The following is a 14,448-nucleotide window of genomic DNA, read 5'->3' on the forward strand; positions in this document are numbered from 1 at the left end:
CCCCGACACTGACCAATGTCCCGAATCCCACCACCCCCCGAAACAAGATCAGGGAGCTCTCACTGCTGGAATTCGGGCGAAATTCCGGTGTGAGAGCTCCCTGATCTTGGTCGAACCAGGCTAGGGGACGGGGTCCGGTGAGGGTGACGGGATGGATTCCTGGGCGGGGGCGGACTCCGGAGTGCCGCGCTTGCCCAGCACCGAATGCGAACGGCTGTACGCGAAGTAGATGACGACGCCGATCGCCATCCAGATCACGAAGCGCAGCCAGGTCTCGATGGACAGGTTGAGCATCAGCCACAGGCAGGCCAGGGCGGCCAGGATCGGGATCAGCGGGACCAGCGGGACACGGAAGCCGCGCTTCAGGTCGGGGCGCATGCGGCGCAGGATCGGGACGCCCAGGGAGACCAGGACGAACGCCACCAGGGTGCCGATGTTCACCATTTCCTCGAGCGTGCCGAAGTCCACGAACCCGGCCAGCAGGGCGCAGACGACGCCGACGATGACGGTCAGCCGGACCGGGGTGCCGTGCTTGCCGGTGTGGGCGAGGCCGCGGGGGAGCAGGCCGTCGCGGGCCATGGCGAACAGCACCCGGGTCTGGCCCAGGAACATGACCATGACCACCGTCGACAGGCCCGCGAGCGCGCCGATGGAGATGATGTTCTTCACCCAGGTGGCGCCGTGCAGGGCGAAAGCCGTTGCCAGGGTGGCGTTTCCATTGGCCAGGTCGGTGTAGGGCACCATGCCGGTGAGCACCAGCGAGACCGCCACGTACAGCACGGTCACGATGGCCAGCGAGCCGAAGATGCCGCGCGGGACGTCACGCTGCGGGTTGCGGGTCTCCTCGGCGGTGGTGGCGACCACGTCGAAGCCGACGAAGGCGAAGAACACCAGCGAGGCCGCGGACAGCAGGCCGAACCAGCCGAAAGTTGTTCCGCCCGAACCGGTCAGGAAGGAGAACAGCGACTGGTGCACGCCGCCCGCCTGCTCCGAGGGCTGCGACGGCGGAATGTAGGGGCTCAGGTTGGAGGCCTTGAAGTAGGTCGCGCCGACCACCAGCACCAGCGCGATCACGGCCAGCTTGATGGCGACCGCGACGGCCGAGACGCGCGAGGACAGCTTGGTCCCGGTGGCCAGCAGCACGCCGACGATCGCGATGATCAGTACCGCGCCCCAGTCGAAGGAGATCGACCCGACGTGTGCGACCGGATTCACCACATTGCCGAGTACCTCGCCGAGATACTGCGACCACCCCTTGGCGACCACCGAGACCGCGAGGGCGAACTCGAGAATCAGGTCCCACCCGATGATCCAGGCGATGACCTCGCCGAAAGTGGCGTACGCGAAGGTGTACGCACTGCCCGCCACCGGCACCGTCGAGGCGAATTCGGCGTAGCACAACGCCGTCAATCCGCACGCGATGGCCGCGAACACGAAGGCCAGCGAGACCGAGGGCCCCGCCACCGTGCCCGCGGTCCGGGCGGTGAGGGTGAAGATGCCCGCCCCGATGACCACGGCGACACCGAAGATGGTGAGATCCCTCGCCGTCAGGTCCTTGCGTAGCTTGGAATCCGGCTCATCGGTATCCCTGATCGATTGCTCGACGGACTTGGTGCGGAACACTCCGCTCGCGAACGCCACTTTGCGTCTCCTCTCTGAAAACTACGGCGATCAGAGGGCCCGCGGAATGGCGTCCAGACGCCGCTCCGCGAACCTGTTGGCCGCCGCGCCGGTGCCGATTCCCTCGGCCTTGCTTTCCGCGATGATGTCGCGGCAACGGTCGAAGATGCCCCTCACCGCGTCTTCGACCTCGGCCGGCGCCGCCTGGCGCAGCTCACCGGCCACCTGAATGAGTCCGCCGGCATTGGCCACGAAATCCGGGACCCAGGTGATGCCGCGCTCGTTCAGGGCGTATTCCACCGCGGGCGTGGCCAACTGGTTGTTGGCGGCGCCGCAGACGAGTTTCGCCTCGATGGCCTCGGCCGAGGACGCGGTGAGCGTGCCGCCGAGGGCGCAGGGGGCGTAGACGTCGACCGGAGCGGTGGAGACATTGCTCAACAGTCGAACCGAGGGATTGGTCTTCGAAATGCGTTCCAGCGCGGCCTGGTTCACGTCGGTGGCGCAGACCTCCGCGCCGTCGGCGAGCAGCAGCTGGATGAGCTCGTTGCCGACCTTGCCGACGCCCTCGACGCCGACCGTGCGGCCCGCCAGGGTCGGTGCGCCCCAAACGGATTCGGCCCCGGCGCGCATGGCGTTGAAGACGCCGAGTGCGGTCAGCCGCGCGCTGTCGCCGGACCCGCCCGCGGCCTTGCTGCGGCCGGTCACATAGCCGGTGTAGCGGCCGATCGTATCCAGATCATCGGTGTTGGTGCCGACATCACCCGCCGTGATGTACCGCCCGCCAAGCGATTCCACGAACCGTGCGTACGCCACGAACAGCTCCTCGCTCTTGTCCACCGCCGGATCACCGATGATGACGGCCTTGCCGCCACCCAGATCGCACCCCGCCGCCGCGGCCTTGTACGTCATGCCCCACGACAGCCGCAGCACATCATCCAGCGCCGCCGACTCGCTCGCGTACGGGTACATCCGCGTCCCACCCAGCGCGGGCCCCAACGTGGTCGAGTGAATCGCGATGATCGCCTTGAGCCCGCTCTTGTCGTCCTCGCAGAACACCACCTGCTCGTGCCGTCGCCCGCTCAACTCCTGCGAGCGCCCGAAAACCCGTGCCTCGGTGTGCATTGCGGTCACAATCGATTCCTTTCCTGGTCGCCGCTTGTGGCGGCTGGTGGGTGCCGCATGGTGGCGGCGGTGAGCACCGGACATCACGGAATGACGGGTGTCATTCCGAAAATGACCGGAGAGTGTGTTTCGGTTTTGTGGTCAGCCGTCGAGGCCGAGTTCGCGGAGGCGGGTGCGGTAGAGCTCGACGTTGGCGAGCTTGATGTCCTCGTAGCCGCGGACCAGGTCGGGCAGGCCAGCGGCCTCGGTGGCGGTGGCGTAGGTCTGGTCGGTCAGGCCGGAGGCGAGGCGGTGGATCATCTCCGTGTAGTGGGAGAGGAGTTCGCGCTCGACCTTTCGGACGCGGGCGTAGCCGAAGGGGTCGAGTTTGGTGCCGCGCAGGGACTTGCCCTTGGCGAGGAGTTTCAGGGCCACATGGGATTTGGGGGTGAGGCCGATCTTCTTCTTGCGGCCGAGGGCCCGCAGGACCGGGGGATGCAGTTTGTAGGTGAGGTTTTCGCCGTCGGGGACCTGGGCCTTGACCTCGTCGAGGAAGGCGGGGTCGACCAGGAGACGGGCTACCTCGTACTCGTCCTTGTAGGCGGTGAACTTGTACAGGCCGCGGGCCACGGCTTCGCTGAAGTCGGTGCGGTCGGTGACCGCGCGTTCGGCGGTCCATGCGGCCTGGACCGTGTCGATGTAGCGGCGGGCGACCTTCGCGTTCTGGTAGCCGACCAGTTCGGCGGCGCGCAGCTCGACGATCCGCCGCACCTCACCGTGGAAATCGGTGCCCGCCAGCAGTTCCGCGGGAACCGCGCGGGCGGCACGCCGCGCCGCGGCCGGTTCGGTCGCCACCGCGAAGGCGTCCGGGTCGGCGATGGCCACCCGGCCCCAGCGGAAGGCGGCGATATTGGCCGCCACCGCGACACCGTTGATGGTGATCGCCTCTTCGATCGCCGCGGCGGGCAGTCGCAGGCCACCGGTCTGGAAGGCCGCGCCGACCATGAGGAAGTTGGCCGCGGCGGTATTGCCGAACAGCTGCTGCGCGGCCGCCAGGGCGTCGAAGGAGAACATCGAATCTGACACCGCCGCAAGACGATCCAGCAGCGATCCGGTCTCGGGGTAGGTGACCGACTTGTCGTAGACCATGTCACCGGTCGGCGTCTGACTGGTCGAGGCGACCACGACGGTGGCCTCCGGGTTGCCGTACTGGAGGTTCTTGGGATCGGCCGCGCCCAGCAGGTCGATCGCCATGATGCAGTCCGCGCTGCCGGGGGTGAGCCGGTTCGACGGCTCCAATTCCGTTGTGGCGAACCGCAGGTGGGACAGCACCGGACCGGCCTTCTGGCTCAGCCCGATCTGGTCCAGGCTCTCCACCGGGTACCCGGCCCGCAACGCGGCGGTCGCCAGCACCTGGTTGACCGTCACGATGCCGGTGCCGCCGATGCCCGCGATCAGCACGTTCTGTGTACCCAGCGGTGCGCCCAGACCCGGATCGGCCACCGTCGGCGGTTCGGCGGTCTTCCGCTTGGCGGCCTTGGACCCCTTGCGCCCCTTGGCCTCCGGGTTCACCTCCACGGTCACGAACGACGGGCAATCGCCATCGAGGCAGCTGTAATCGGTATTGCACGAAGTCTGGTCGATGCGCGTCTTGCGCCCGAACTCGGTCTCCACCGGCTGCACCGACAGGCAGTTCGACTTGGTGCCGCAATCGCCGCAGCCCTCGCACACCGCCTCGTTGATCACCACACGGGTATTGCGCACCGGCAGCGTCCCCCGCTTGCGCTGCCGCCGGGCGTCGGCGGCGCAGTGCTGGTCGTAGATCAGCACGGTCACGCCCTTGACCTCGCGCAGCAGCTTCTGCGCCTCGTCGAGCCGGTCGCGATGCCACAGCAGCGTGCCCTTGGCGAGCGCTTTCTTATTGTGCCGCTTGGGTTCGTCGGCGCAGATGATGATCTGCTTGACGCCCTCGGTGGTGAGCTTGTGGGTCAGCTTCGCGACCGTCAGCCCGCCCTCGACGTCTTGCGCGCCGGTCATGGCTACGACTTCGTTCCACAGCAGCTTGTAGGTGATGTTCACCCCGGCGGCCACGCACGCCTGCACGGCCAGCTGCCCGGAGTGGAAGAACGTGCCGTCGCCGATGTTCTGGAACAGATGCGGCACATCGGTGAACGGCGCCTGCCCGATCCACTGGCTGCCCTCGCCGCCCATCTGCGTCAGCCCGGTCACCGCGCTGTCGCTGCGCCCGGACAGCGTCACCAGGGTGTGGCAGCCGATGCCGCCACCGCCGATCGAGCCCTCCGGAATCGCGGTGGAGCGATTGTGCGGGCAGCCGCTGCAGAAGTACGGCGTCCGCTTGGCCGACAGCACCTCCAGCGAAAGCGGCGGCGGCGGAGCCTTTTTCAACTCGATGTGATCGCGCAGCACCCGGCGCAGCGGAGCCAGCAGCCGACCGGCGGTGAGCTCGCCGTCGAACGGCATGAGCGGCATGCCGTTCGCATCCAGCTTGCCGATGATCCGCGGCGCATCCGCTGTCCCGTACAGGATTTCGCGGATCTGCGTCTCGATGAACGCGGTCTTGTCCTCGACCACGATCACCTGCTCCAGCCCGTGCGCGAACTCCAGCACCCGGTGCGCGCCCACGGGATACGGCATCCCGATGCGCAGCAAGCGAATTCCGGCGCGGTGCATGGCCGCCTCGTCGACGCCGAGATCAACCAGCGCCTGCCGGACCGCGTCGAAGGTGGTGCCGGTGGCCGCGATACCGATCCGCGCCCCCGCCGGATCCACCTCGATGACATCGAGATCATTGGCCGCCCCGAACGCGCGCACCGTCGCCCAGCGCGGCCCGTACAGATCGGCCTCGGCCAGCACACTGTCGGCGGGCGCCGCCATCGGCCGTTGCCGGTAGACGAAAGTCTTCCCGTCCCACTGGATCTCGGGCACCTCGATCGGCAGCTCGGCCACCGAGGAATCGACCGTCCACGCGCCGTCGGCGACATCGGCCACGATCTTCAAGGCCACGACGCATCCGGAGGCCCGTGACAGCGCCACACCCTGCATGCCCATCGTGATGATCTCGCGGGCATTGCGCGGGAACAGCACCGGGATCCCTAGAGCCGCGAGCGACCGCTCGCTCACCGCGGGCACGGTCGAGGACTTCGACGCCGGATCGTCGCCCACCAGCAGCAGCACGCCGCCGCGCGGATTCACCCCGTACATGTTCGCGTGCCGGATGGCGTCGGTGGCCCGGTCCACGCCCGGCCCCTTGCCGTACCAAACACCCACCACGCCATCGTGTGTCGCGGTCCCGGCGGGCAGATCCGCCTGGCTGCCCCACACCGAGGTGGCGGCGAGTTCCTCGTTGAAGCCCGGCACGAACGCGATGTCGTGCTCGGCCAGCACATTCGGCATGCCCAGCAGCATCTTGTCGACGCCGCCCAGCGGGCTGCCCTGGTACCCGGAAACGAAGGTGGCCACGCGGTGGCCGCTACGCATATCGCGCACATGCTGCTCGACGAGCAGTCGCGCGATGGCTTGCACACCGGTCAGCAGGACCGGACCCGCACCCGACCGATAGCGGTCGGCGAGGTCGTAGGGCGCAGCCGGCTCGGCCTGTCGTACAGGCGCACAGGCAACGTCGGTCATGAACAGTCACCACACTCTCCACGGCCCAGATCGTGAGCCGCAATGGAAGGGACCAGCGGTCGGTGCAGCGAAATCTGCCGTGGGGAGTGATCTGTGTCAACAGACGCGCGAAAAGTTGATCAGACTGCTCAAAAGTGATCTACAACACTGTGACGTACGCGTCATTCTGCTCGAGTCAGATGCTCGACCAGGGGCAGTGAGCGGTATTCGATCGGCGTCGCCAGCGCCAGCATGGTCTCGGTGTGCTTGACGCCCGGAACGGCGTGCACGCGCTGGATGATCGCCAGCAGATCCGGCTGCGACCGCGCCGCGATCCGCACCAGCAGATCGTTGCGGCCGGTGGTGGCATGCACCTCGAGCACATTCGGGAAGGCCCGCAGCGCCTCGACGATGTCGTTCATCTTGTTCTGGTTCAGCTCGATGCCCAGGAACGCGTGCACCGCGAACCCGATCGCCTCCAGATCCACATCCGGCGGATAGCCGCGCACCACCCCGGCCGTCTCCAGCCGTTTCATCCTGGCCTGCACCGTGTTCCGGGCGATCCCCAGCCGCTGCGCCAACTCCAGGATCGGCACGCGCGGATCGGTCGCCAGCTCCGCCAGCAGCGCGGAATCGAGCCGGTCGATCTTGATGCTCATACCGCATTCTCGCACCCGGCCGCACCCCTCCCGATAACGTGCGTTCCGGCCTGCTCGATGATCAGGGCGTGAAGCGAGACCGGAGGGGATTCATGAAGGCCAGGTCGATGGCGGTGATTTCGGCGGCGGCCGGGCTGGCGCTCGCGGTCAGCGGCTGCGGGAGCAATTCGTCGACGGGGGACGCGACGACCACGGTTCCGGCGGCGGCCCAGCAGCAGGCCGCGCCGAACGGGAGCGGTCACGGACTGTGCTTCGATGTGAATTCCGGTCTCGCCCAAGCCGCGATCGCCAAGTTGTCCCCGCCGCCGGTGGGGAAGTGGCAGACCGGGCAGGCCAGTGAGGACAAGATCTCCTCGGGCTGCGACGGGGTGCTGTCGTGGCTGGAGGTCAGCTCGAACGTCAACCACCCTTATACCCACGTGCTGTTCTTCACCAACGGCACCTACCTCGGCACCGCGACCTCGGATCCGTACATGTACACGATGATCACCGGCAAGACGCGGACCAGTCTGTCGCTGACCTATCACTGGCTCAATGACAATGACGCCATGTGCTGCCCGAAGGGCGGGCCGAGCGTCGTCACCTTCACCTTGAACGGCACGAAGGTCACCGCGGACGGGCAGTTCCCGCCGCACGCCTAAACAAACTGACCGGTCGGAACGGGTATTTGCCGCGAGCTCATTATGGACAGTGAAACTATCGATAATTACGCTATCCACTATGAGTATCGCGGCTGTCACCCCTGTTCCCCTTCGATCGCGTTGGCATCTCCCGCTGCTGTGGCTGGCGGCGGCGATGTTCGCGCTGCTGGTGTTCTCCGTGGGCGGGATGGTGTTCGACCATCGGGTCATCACCGGCCTGCCCGCCTGGGACAAACCGGCGAAATTCGCTCTCTCCGTGTTGATTTACGCGGTGACCTGGGCCTGGCTCATCCCGCAGCTACCCAGGGGGCGCCGGCTGGCCGAGTGGGCCGGGATCGCCGCCGCGGTCATGCTGGCCGTGGAGATGGTCGCCATCGTGATTCAGGTGGTGCGCGGAACCACCAGCCATTTCAATGTGAGCTCGCCGCTGAACAGCGCCATCTGGTACGTGATGGCCGCGTCGATCGGCGCGCTGTGGCTGGCCACCGCGGTGATCGCGGTGGTGCTGTTCCGCAACCCCGGCCCGGATCGGGCGCGCAACCTCGCGTTTCGCTACGGAACCGTGCTGTCCCTCGTCGGAATGGCGTTGGGGCTGTTGATGGTCGGGCCCAAGGCGGGGCAGCACGACGTCCCCCGCACCATCTCGGGCGCGCACACCGTGGGCCTGGCCGACGGCGGGCCGGGACTGCCGCTGCTCGGATGGAGCACCGTCGGCGGCGACCTGCGGATTCCGCACTTCGTGGGAATCCATGCCCTGCAGGTGATTCCACTGATCGTCATCGCGTTCGAACTGCTCGCGCACCGCTCGCGGCCGTTCGGTGAGGTGCGTACGCGAGCAGCACTCGTCACCGTCGCGACCGGCGCGTACACGGCTTTGCTGGGATTGGTTACCTGGCAGGCGCTAAGAGGCGAATCGATAGTTCATCCGCACGCGCCGACCCTCATCGCGCTGGCCGTCATCGCCGCCGCGACCGCCGCCGCCACGACCTGGGCGGTGCGCCGATGACCACCACCCTGTTCAACCTCGTCTTCTGGCTGGCCGCACCGTTCTGGGCCGCCATGATCTTCGCCCCGGGGCATCGGTGGACCGCGAAACTCGTTGCCTCGCCATTGATCGCGGTCCCACCGCTGCTGATCTACCTGGTCATCATGCTTCCGCACTTCTCCCGGTTCTTCACCGCCATGACCCGCCCGGATCTCACCACCCTGACCGAATTGCTGGGCAGCGCACCGGGATCCGCCGCCACCTGGTCTCATCTGATCGGCTTCGATCTGTTCATCGGCCGCTGGATCTACCTGGACAGCCGCGAGCGCCGCGTCTCCGCGTTCGTGACTTCACCGATCCTGTTCCTCACCATCTTCTTCTCGCCGATCGGACTGCTGTCGTATCTCGTTGTCCGCGAACTGAAGAAGACCTCGGAGGTGCGGGATCAGCGCGTCGAGGCCAAGTGGCTGTAGACCTCGGCGGCCACGGCGGTGTCGTTGCGGGGCGTGGGATGGAACGGCAGGCCGACCAGGCTGACCCGGGGATCCATGACGGCGAGCAGCCAGGGGTCCGGGGAGCACAGGCCGTGGCCGGCGGTGGGGACCCGGGAGTCCACGAACCCGATCGAAAGGATCTGGGCGGCTTCGCGTTCGGCGTCGTTGATGCGATTCCAGTAGGCGGTGATGGCGCCGCCGCGCGGCTGCACGTAGCGGTAGACGCCCATGATGTCGAGGCACCAGGTGGCCGAACTCTCCGGGGCCAGTTCGGGATAGCCGACCAGCTGGATCGCCGCGTTCGGGGCGTAGTACTTGATGTACTCGACGACCTTGCGGATGCGGTCGGCGTAGGCGGGCCCGGTGACCGCGTTCAGGTCCAGCCAGCGGCCCTGGGCCACCGCGTCCGGATCGCAGCCCTCGGTGGTGTTGAACGCGCAGGCCAGCTGAGTGGGTGCGTCGGCGGCGGTGGCGGAGTCGCGGGGCCATTCGTCGTTGGCGCCCAACTGGATCGCCACCACCTTGGTGCGCGGTCCGAACGCGCCGTTCTTGGTGGCCTTGATCGCCAGCTGCGACAGGGTGTACCCGTCGCGGCCGGGAACCTTCTGCCCGGTCGAGGTCACCGGGCCGCTGTCGATCGAGGCGTTGGTGCAGGTGGCGTTCTCGAAATCGGCCGGGGCGACGCCCATCAGCGCGCTCAGCTGCACGGGCCAGGAGGTGTCGCGGTGCAGGCACTCGTGGGACGCGGCGTCATTGTTGCCGTCGCATTTGACCAGGACACCATCGCAGGCGGGGTTCGCGGCGAACGAATCGCCCAGTACCACCAGTGTTTTCCCGGCCGCCGGGGCCGGGTCGTCGGCGGCTGCGGTGCCTATCGAGCCGGTCGCGGCGAGCACGACGACGGCGGCGGCGAGCCGGAGCGGGAACACGGCTCGACCGCGGGTCCTGAAATTGATCATGCAAATCCTCTATGAATGTGTCGGCTATCTCACTCAAGACGCCGGTGGGACAACCATATAGGTCAACTTCGGCCACGCAATCGACACGGGTACCAGTGGATCGCGGCAGATCCACACGGTGACGTGATGGTTCTGGCCGGCGATGCCGAGCGGGTTGTCCATCCGCAGCGCGGGCGTGGTGTGGGCGAAATTGGCGAGAAGGGCGCGCTGTTCGGGACCGTCGTTGTAGCCGACCCACAGGATGGTGGTGGCCGAGTCCGGCGGCGGACCCCATTGCGCGAAGCCACGATTGGGGCTGTACACCGGTGGAATCCATTGGGAGCGGCCGTATTGGTCGAGGGCGCCCGCCTCGTTGTAGGCCTCGGCGACCACGGCCACGCTCTCCCGGTCGGCGGGCGGCAGGCCGACGGCCACCGTGTGCACCGCGTCGGCCAGATCGGCCCAGTCGTCATTGCCGTAGTGCTGCAGGAAGCCCCAGTAGGTGCCGTTGGGTACGTCGATCCAGCTCTTCGGGTAGGGCAGCATGGCCAGGAACGCGGCCAGTATCGCGGTGAGCACGGTCAGGCCGGTGAACAGCCGCCGCAATGAGGAGCGTGCGCCGGGGGTTTCGAGCAATCCGGACAACACGGCCGCGCCCGCGCCGAAGATCGCGGGCACGATCCCGGCGACGTAATAGGAGCGGCCGTGCGACGCCACCACCAGGACCACCATCGCCAGGGCGGCGACCACCACGAATCGATACGGCCGCAGCTTCGGCGAGCGGGCCAGGCCGTACAGGCCGAGCACACCCAGTCCGCCGCCGAGGAATCCGGTGACCACCATGATCGCGATGACGGTGCCGAACTGGCCGCCGTCGCTGCCCGCCGTCTCCTGGGCGATGGCCCGGTTGGTCGCCAGCTGCGGCCAATCGTGGGACGCCTGCCAGAGCAGCGCGGGAGTCATCGCGGCCGCGAGGATCAGCAGCCCGACCCACAGGGCGGGGCGGCGCAGGATCTCCCGGGGTCCGGCGACGAGCACGCCGAACGCGACACACGCGCCCAGCATCAGCACCAGCCATTTGTCTTGCACGTCGATCGCCGCGGCCACACCCGCCGCGATGAGCAACCGGTCGCGGCGGGTGCGCACCCAGCGGACCAGCAGCCAGACGATCAATGCCTGACAGGCCACGTCGAAGGCGACGCTGTCCAGCACGGTGTAGGCGAAGATGAACGGCGAGGCGGCGTAACCCGCCGCGGCGAGCAGCTGATACCGCGGCCGCGCGCCGCATTCGAAGGCCACCGCAGCCGTCAGGACCGACACCGCGATCAGCAGCAGGAGCCCGGGAATCCGCAGCGCGACAACCGATCCGGGCGCGAGCAGATCGCACAGCCGGGCGATCAGGGGAATCGCCGGACCGTTGTCGACATAGCTGACCGCCAGCCGCCGCCCGCACGCCAGGTAGTACAGCTCGTCACCGGCCAGCTGGAACCGCGCCGCGGAGACCGACCAGGCCAGCGTGATCAGGCCCGATACCAGCAGGACGCCCCGCCAAGCGAAAAGCGGTGGCGCGGAGGTCGATTCGGATTCAGGGGTGTAGGTCAGCGTCATTGCTACTCCGATGGCGGTGCTCGGCCCGGGCCCGGGGCGACTCAGTTGGGTTGTGCGACATGGCCGTAGACGGCGGCGGCCACGGCGGCGTCGCCGCGGGCCGAGGGGTGGAAGGGCAGGCCGCCGTGCTGCGGATCCAGGAAGCCGTTGAACCACGGATCGGGGGAGCAGAGGTCGTGTCCGGCGGTCGCCGCCTTCACATCGACGAAATCGATGCCCAGCAAACCGGCGGCATCGCGCTCGGCATCCTGCAGGCGATTCCAGTACTCGACCATGGCACGGGCCCGCGGCTGGACCCAGCGGGCGGTCCCGAGGAAGTCCGCGCACCACTGTCCGGCGCCCGCGGGCATCACCTCGGGATAACCGACCAGTTCGATTTTCGCGTTGGGCGCGTAGTACCGCACGTACTCGATGACCTTGCGCATGCGGTCGGCGTAGGCCGGGCCGGTGACCGCGTTCGGATCGGGCCACCGGTCCTCGGCGACCGCGTTCTCGTCACAGCCCCGCAGGAGGTCGAACACGCAGGTGAACACGCTCGATGCCGCGGGGGTGACCGCGCCGCCCTTGGGCCAGGCGTCGTTGAAACCCAGCTGAATCGCGACCACGCGGGTGCGCGGGCCGAACGATCCGTCCTTGGCGGCGGCGAGCGCCTCCTGTGCCAGGGTGTATCCGTCGCGGCCCGGCACCGATTCGCCGGTCGAGGTGGTCGGACCGGTGTCGATCGTCGCGCTCGAGCACGAATTGTTCTCGAGGTCTTCGGAATCGAGGCCCATCAGGGCGCCGAGCTGGACGGGCCACGAGGTCGGGCCGTGCAGGCAGGCGCGCAGACCCGTGCCGTCCGGGTCCACGCATTTCACGAAAATGGCATCGCAGGCCGGGTTGGCCGTGTAGGAATCACCCAGCGCGACCAGCGTGCGTCCCGGTGCCGGGGCGGGATCGGCATCGGCCGTACCCACCGACGCCGCCGCGGCGAGGACGCCGACGGCGGCCAGTCGCAGCAGGTGAAACACCCTGCCCGGGGTCCAGGAACTGGTCAATGCACATCCTCGTCACGCCTACGGGTAAGCAAAATATTGCCGTTTCACTTTATGGGCAAGTGGTTGCTCGGTGGGCGGGATTCGGACAGGAAGCCCCGAATTACTTGGGCACATACTCGGATCCGCCGACCCGGCTACGCGTCGATTCGGGTAGTTGGCTACGCGTTATCGCTGCTGGAAGCGGGGCCATGATGAGATCAAGCCGCTTCTCGGAGCGGCGGCAGTACTCCCGCTCGAAAGAAGACCATCATGTCCAAGGCAGTCGAACAGACACAGAGCGGACTCACCGTCGCGCACGCCGGCCTCGGGCGCGCACCCGATGGGACCGTCGATTCCGTCGCCAGGGCGGTGCACGACGGTGACACCGTCTCCATCGATCCGGCGGGCAATGTGAGTACCCGCCTGCTCGGCATGGACGCGCCGGAGGTGAGCTTCACGCTCCCGGACGCGCCGAAGACCTTCCGCTCCATCGGATCACCGCGGTGGGCGGACTTCCTGAACGATCCCTTCGCGGCGGGGACGCCGCCGTTCGATCCGCCGCTGGCCGCACCCCTGCTGGCGGACCTGCAGGCGCGGCTGGGGCCGGGCTGCGCGGCCAATCACGCCAAGCACGCCGGGGTGGCGACGAAGGCGCTGGAGGGCCTGGTCGACAAGGACCGCACCGACAAGGGCGCGACGCTGGAGGACTTCCGCTTCTTCCTCGCCTTCGCCACCGACGTCATCGACCGGTACGGCCGCTTCCTCTGCTACCTCAATGTCGATGTCCCCAAGGGGCAGCCGCATCCGCTGACCTACAACGAGCGACTGCTCGCGGGCGGGTTCGTCACGCCGTATTTCATCTGGCCCAATATCGATCCGTTCCGCAGGCAAGCGGTCCTGACCGAGGCCGTTCCCGTTCCGGGGCAACCGATCAGCGATCCCCGGCTCGATGCCGCCCGGCAGTCGGTCAAGGCCGCCCGCGCCGCCCACGACGGGATATTCGAGACCGCCGACCCGCTGCGGCTGCTGCCGTTCGAACTCCGCTACCTGGGCCGGGTGACCAAGCGGGGCGGGCACACCGTCCGCACGGGGCCCGATCGCTGGGTCATCGACCTGAACGCGACGGACGGCAAACTGCTTGCGCCACACCGGTATATCGAGATCCCACTGCCGGAGGACCGGCTGTTCGTGCCGTCCGAGTTCCTACCGCTGTTCCTACTGAAAGGCTGGGCCCAGGCATAGCAAAATTACATATCGCAGGTGCGACTCGTACGTGCGATCCGGGCAACGCAAGTTGTCGGTGGGTCGCCGTAGTGTTGCGCTCATGAGCATTTCGATGTGCCGGCGCGCAGGACCTGTCGAATTCGGTTGCGCTACCGGTGGTTCGGATAGCACTGTTGCAGTCGTAAACGATACACCAGCAGGGCCATGGGGAGTGGCCCTCGGGGGGAAGGAATGAATGCCATGAACCGCAATATGATTCGCGGGGGTCACTGCGGCCCCAGGTTCGCGAAGAGCAGTTTCAGTTACGGTGGCGGCGATTGCGTCGAGGTCGCGTACCACGAAGGTCAGATCGCGGTGCGTGACTCGAAGGATCGGCACAGCCCGACGCTGTGGTTCACGCGCTCCGAGTGGCGGGCGTTCACGTCGGGTGTCCGGGCCGGTGAGTTCGACTTCGGCGACTGACGTGAAGGTGGTGTCGCAGCGGGTTTGCTGCGACACCACCACCCCCACGTGCGGCCGACCCCTCGACGGCCGC

At 67.6% G+C, this 14,448-nt stretch carries 12 protein-coding genes; 5 read left to right on the forward strand and 7 right to left on the reverse strand.

What is annotated here, in order from left to right; translation table 11 throughout:
• Positions 1-120: 120 nt before the first annotated feature.
• From ACAM49_RS14235 to ACAM49_RS14250, 4 genes are all read right to left on the reverse strand, one after another.
• Positions 121-1,641: an amino acid permease gene (locus ACAM49_RS14235; RefSeq protein WP_369635963.1), complete on the reverse strand. Its 1,521-nt coding sequence runs from the start codon at positions 1,639-1,641 to the stop codon at positions 121-123.
• A 30-nt stretch (positions 1,642-1,671) separates the two neighbouring features.
• Positions 1,672-2,742, reverse strand: a complete 1,071-nt coding sequence (locus ACAM49_RS14240) for a Glu/Leu/Phe/Val dehydrogenase (RefSeq protein ID WP_369636006.1) — start codon at positions 2,740-2,742, stop codon at positions 1,672-1,674.
• 141 nt (positions 2,743-2,883) lie between these two features.
• Positions 2,884-6,369 carry an indolepyruvate ferredoxin oxidoreductase family protein gene (locus ACAM49_RS14245; RefSeq protein WP_369635964.1) on the reverse strand — a complete coding sequence of 1,162 codons (3,486 nt, stop codon included), beginning with the start codon at positions 6,367-6,369 and terminating at the stop codon, positions 2,884-2,886.
• 161 nt (positions 6,370-6,530) lie between these two features.
• A complete protein-coding gene (locus tag ACAM49_RS14250) occupies positions 6,531-7,007 on the reverse strand; it encodes an Lrp/AsnC family transcriptional regulator (RefSeq protein WP_369635965.1) in 477 nt (158 codons plus the stop codon).
• 92 nt (positions 7,008-7,099) lie between these two features.
• On the opposite strand from ACAM49_RS14250, the gene ACAM49_RS14255 reads away from it, so the two are divergent.
• From ACAM49_RS14255 to ACAM49_RS14265, 3 genes are all read left to right on the forward strand, one after another.
• A complete protein-coding gene (locus tag ACAM49_RS14255; RefSeq protein ID WP_369635966.1) occupies positions 7,100-7,648 on the forward strand; it encodes an LppP/LprE family lipoprotein in 549 nt (182 codons plus the stop codon).
• A 79-nt stretch (positions 7,649-7,727) separates the two neighbouring features.
• Complete coding sequence (locus ACAM49_RS14260) at positions 7,728-8,654, forward strand: hypothetical protein (protein ID WP_369635967.1); 927 nt, start codon at positions 7,728-7,730, stop codon at positions 8,652-8,654.
• On the forward strand, positions 8,651-9,106 hold the full coding sequence (locus ACAM49_RS14265; protein WP_369635968.1) for an ABA4-like family protein: 456 nt from the start codon (positions 8,651-8,653) through the stop codon (positions 9,104-9,106). Before ACAM49_RS14260 ends, ACAM49_RS14265 begins: the two co-directional genes overlap by 4 nt.
• Here the strand turns inward: ACAM49_RS14265 and ACAM49_RS14270 are convergent.
• From ACAM49_RS14270 to ACAM49_RS14280, 3 genes are read right to left on the reverse strand one after another with little or no spacing between them, the layout of a single operon-like run.
• On the reverse strand, positions 9,079-10,086 hold the full coding sequence (locus ACAM49_RS14270; protein WP_369635969.1) for an SGNH/GDSL hydrolase family protein: 1,008 nt from the start codon (positions 10,084-10,086) through the stop codon (positions 9,079-9,081). The genes ACAM49_RS14265 and ACAM49_RS14270 overlap by 28 nt on opposite strands.
• A gap of 33 nt (positions 10,087-10,119) precedes the next feature.
• A complete protein-coding gene (locus ACAM49_RS14275; protein WP_369635970.1) occupies positions 10,120-11,673 on the reverse strand; it encodes an ArnT family glycosyltransferase in 1,554 nt (517 codons plus the stop codon).
• Positions 11,674-11,714: 41 nt separating this feature from the next.
• Positions 11,715-12,710, reverse strand: a complete 996-nt coding sequence (locus tag ACAM49_RS14280; RefSeq protein WP_369635971.1) for an SGNH/GDSL hydrolase family protein — start codon at positions 12,708-12,710, stop codon at positions 11,715-11,717.
• Positions 12,711-12,959: 249 nt separating this feature from the next.
• On the opposite strand from ACAM49_RS14280, the gene ACAM49_RS14285 reads away from it, so the two are divergent.
• Positions 12,960-13,931: a hypothetical protein gene (locus ACAM49_RS14285; RefSeq protein WP_369635972.1), complete on the forward strand. Its 972-nt coding sequence runs from the start codon at positions 12,960-12,962 to the stop codon at positions 13,929-13,931.
• Positions 13,932-14,153: 222 nt separating this feature from the next.
• Positions 14,154-14,375, forward strand: coding sequence for a DUF397 domain-containing protein (locus ACAM49_RS14290; RefSeq protein WP_245568518.1), 222 nt, complete (start codon positions 14,154-14,156; stop codon positions 14,373-14,375).
• The last annotated feature ends 73 nt before the right edge of the window (positions 14,376-14,448 follow it).

The sequence above is a fragment of the Nocardia sp. JMUB6875 genome (assembly GCF_041154655.1).
Taxonomy (GTDB): Bacteria; Actinomycetota; Actinomycetes; order Mycobacteriales; family Mycobacteriaceae; genus Nocardia.

What these genes read in the sequence shown, in the direction of transcription:
- ACAM49_RS14240 (WP_369636006.1), bottom strand. Translation starts at nt 2,742, where the DNA reads ATGCACACCGAGGCACGGGTTTTCGGGCGCTCGCAGGAGTTGAGCGGG.
- ACAM49_RS14245 (WP_369635964.1), bottom strand. Translation starts at nt 6,369, where the DNA reads ATGACCGACGTTGCCTGTGCGCCTGTACGACAGGCCGAGCCGGCTGCG.
- ACAM49_RS14250 (WP_369635965.1), bottom strand. Translation starts at nt 7,007, where the DNA reads ATGAGCATCAAGATCGACCGGCTCGATTCCGCGCTGCTGGCGGAGCTG.
- ACAM49_RS14255 (WP_369635966.1), top strand. Translation starts at nt 7,100, where the DNA reads ATGAAGGCCAGGTCGATGGCGGTGATTTCGGCGGCGGCCGGGCTGGCG.
- ACAM49_RS14260 (WP_369635967.1), top strand. Translation starts at nt 7,728, where the DNA reads ATGAGTATCGCGGCTGTCACCCCTGTTCCCCTTCGATCGCGTTGGCAT.
- ACAM49_RS14265 (WP_369635968.1), top strand. Translation starts at nt 8,651, where the DNA reads ATGACCACCACCCTGTTCAACCTCGTCTTCTGGCTGGCCGCACCGTTC.
- ACAM49_RS14270 (WP_369635969.1), bottom strand. Translation starts at nt 10,086, where the DNA reads ATGATCAATTTCAGGACCCGCGGTCGAGCCGTGTTCCCGCTCCGGCTC.
- ACAM49_RS14275 (WP_369635970.1), bottom strand. Translation starts at nt 11,673, where the DNA reads ATGACGCTGACCTACACCCCTGAATCCGAATCGACCTCCGCGCCACCG.
- ACAM49_RS14285 (WP_369635972.1), top strand. Translation starts at nt 12,960, where the DNA reads ATGTCCAAGGCAGTCGAACAGACACAGAGCGGACTCACCGTCGCGCAC.
- ACAM49_RS14290 (WP_245568518.1), top strand. Translation starts at nt 14,154, where the DNA reads ATGAACCGCAATATGATTCGCGGGGGTCACTGCGGCCCCAGGTTCGCG.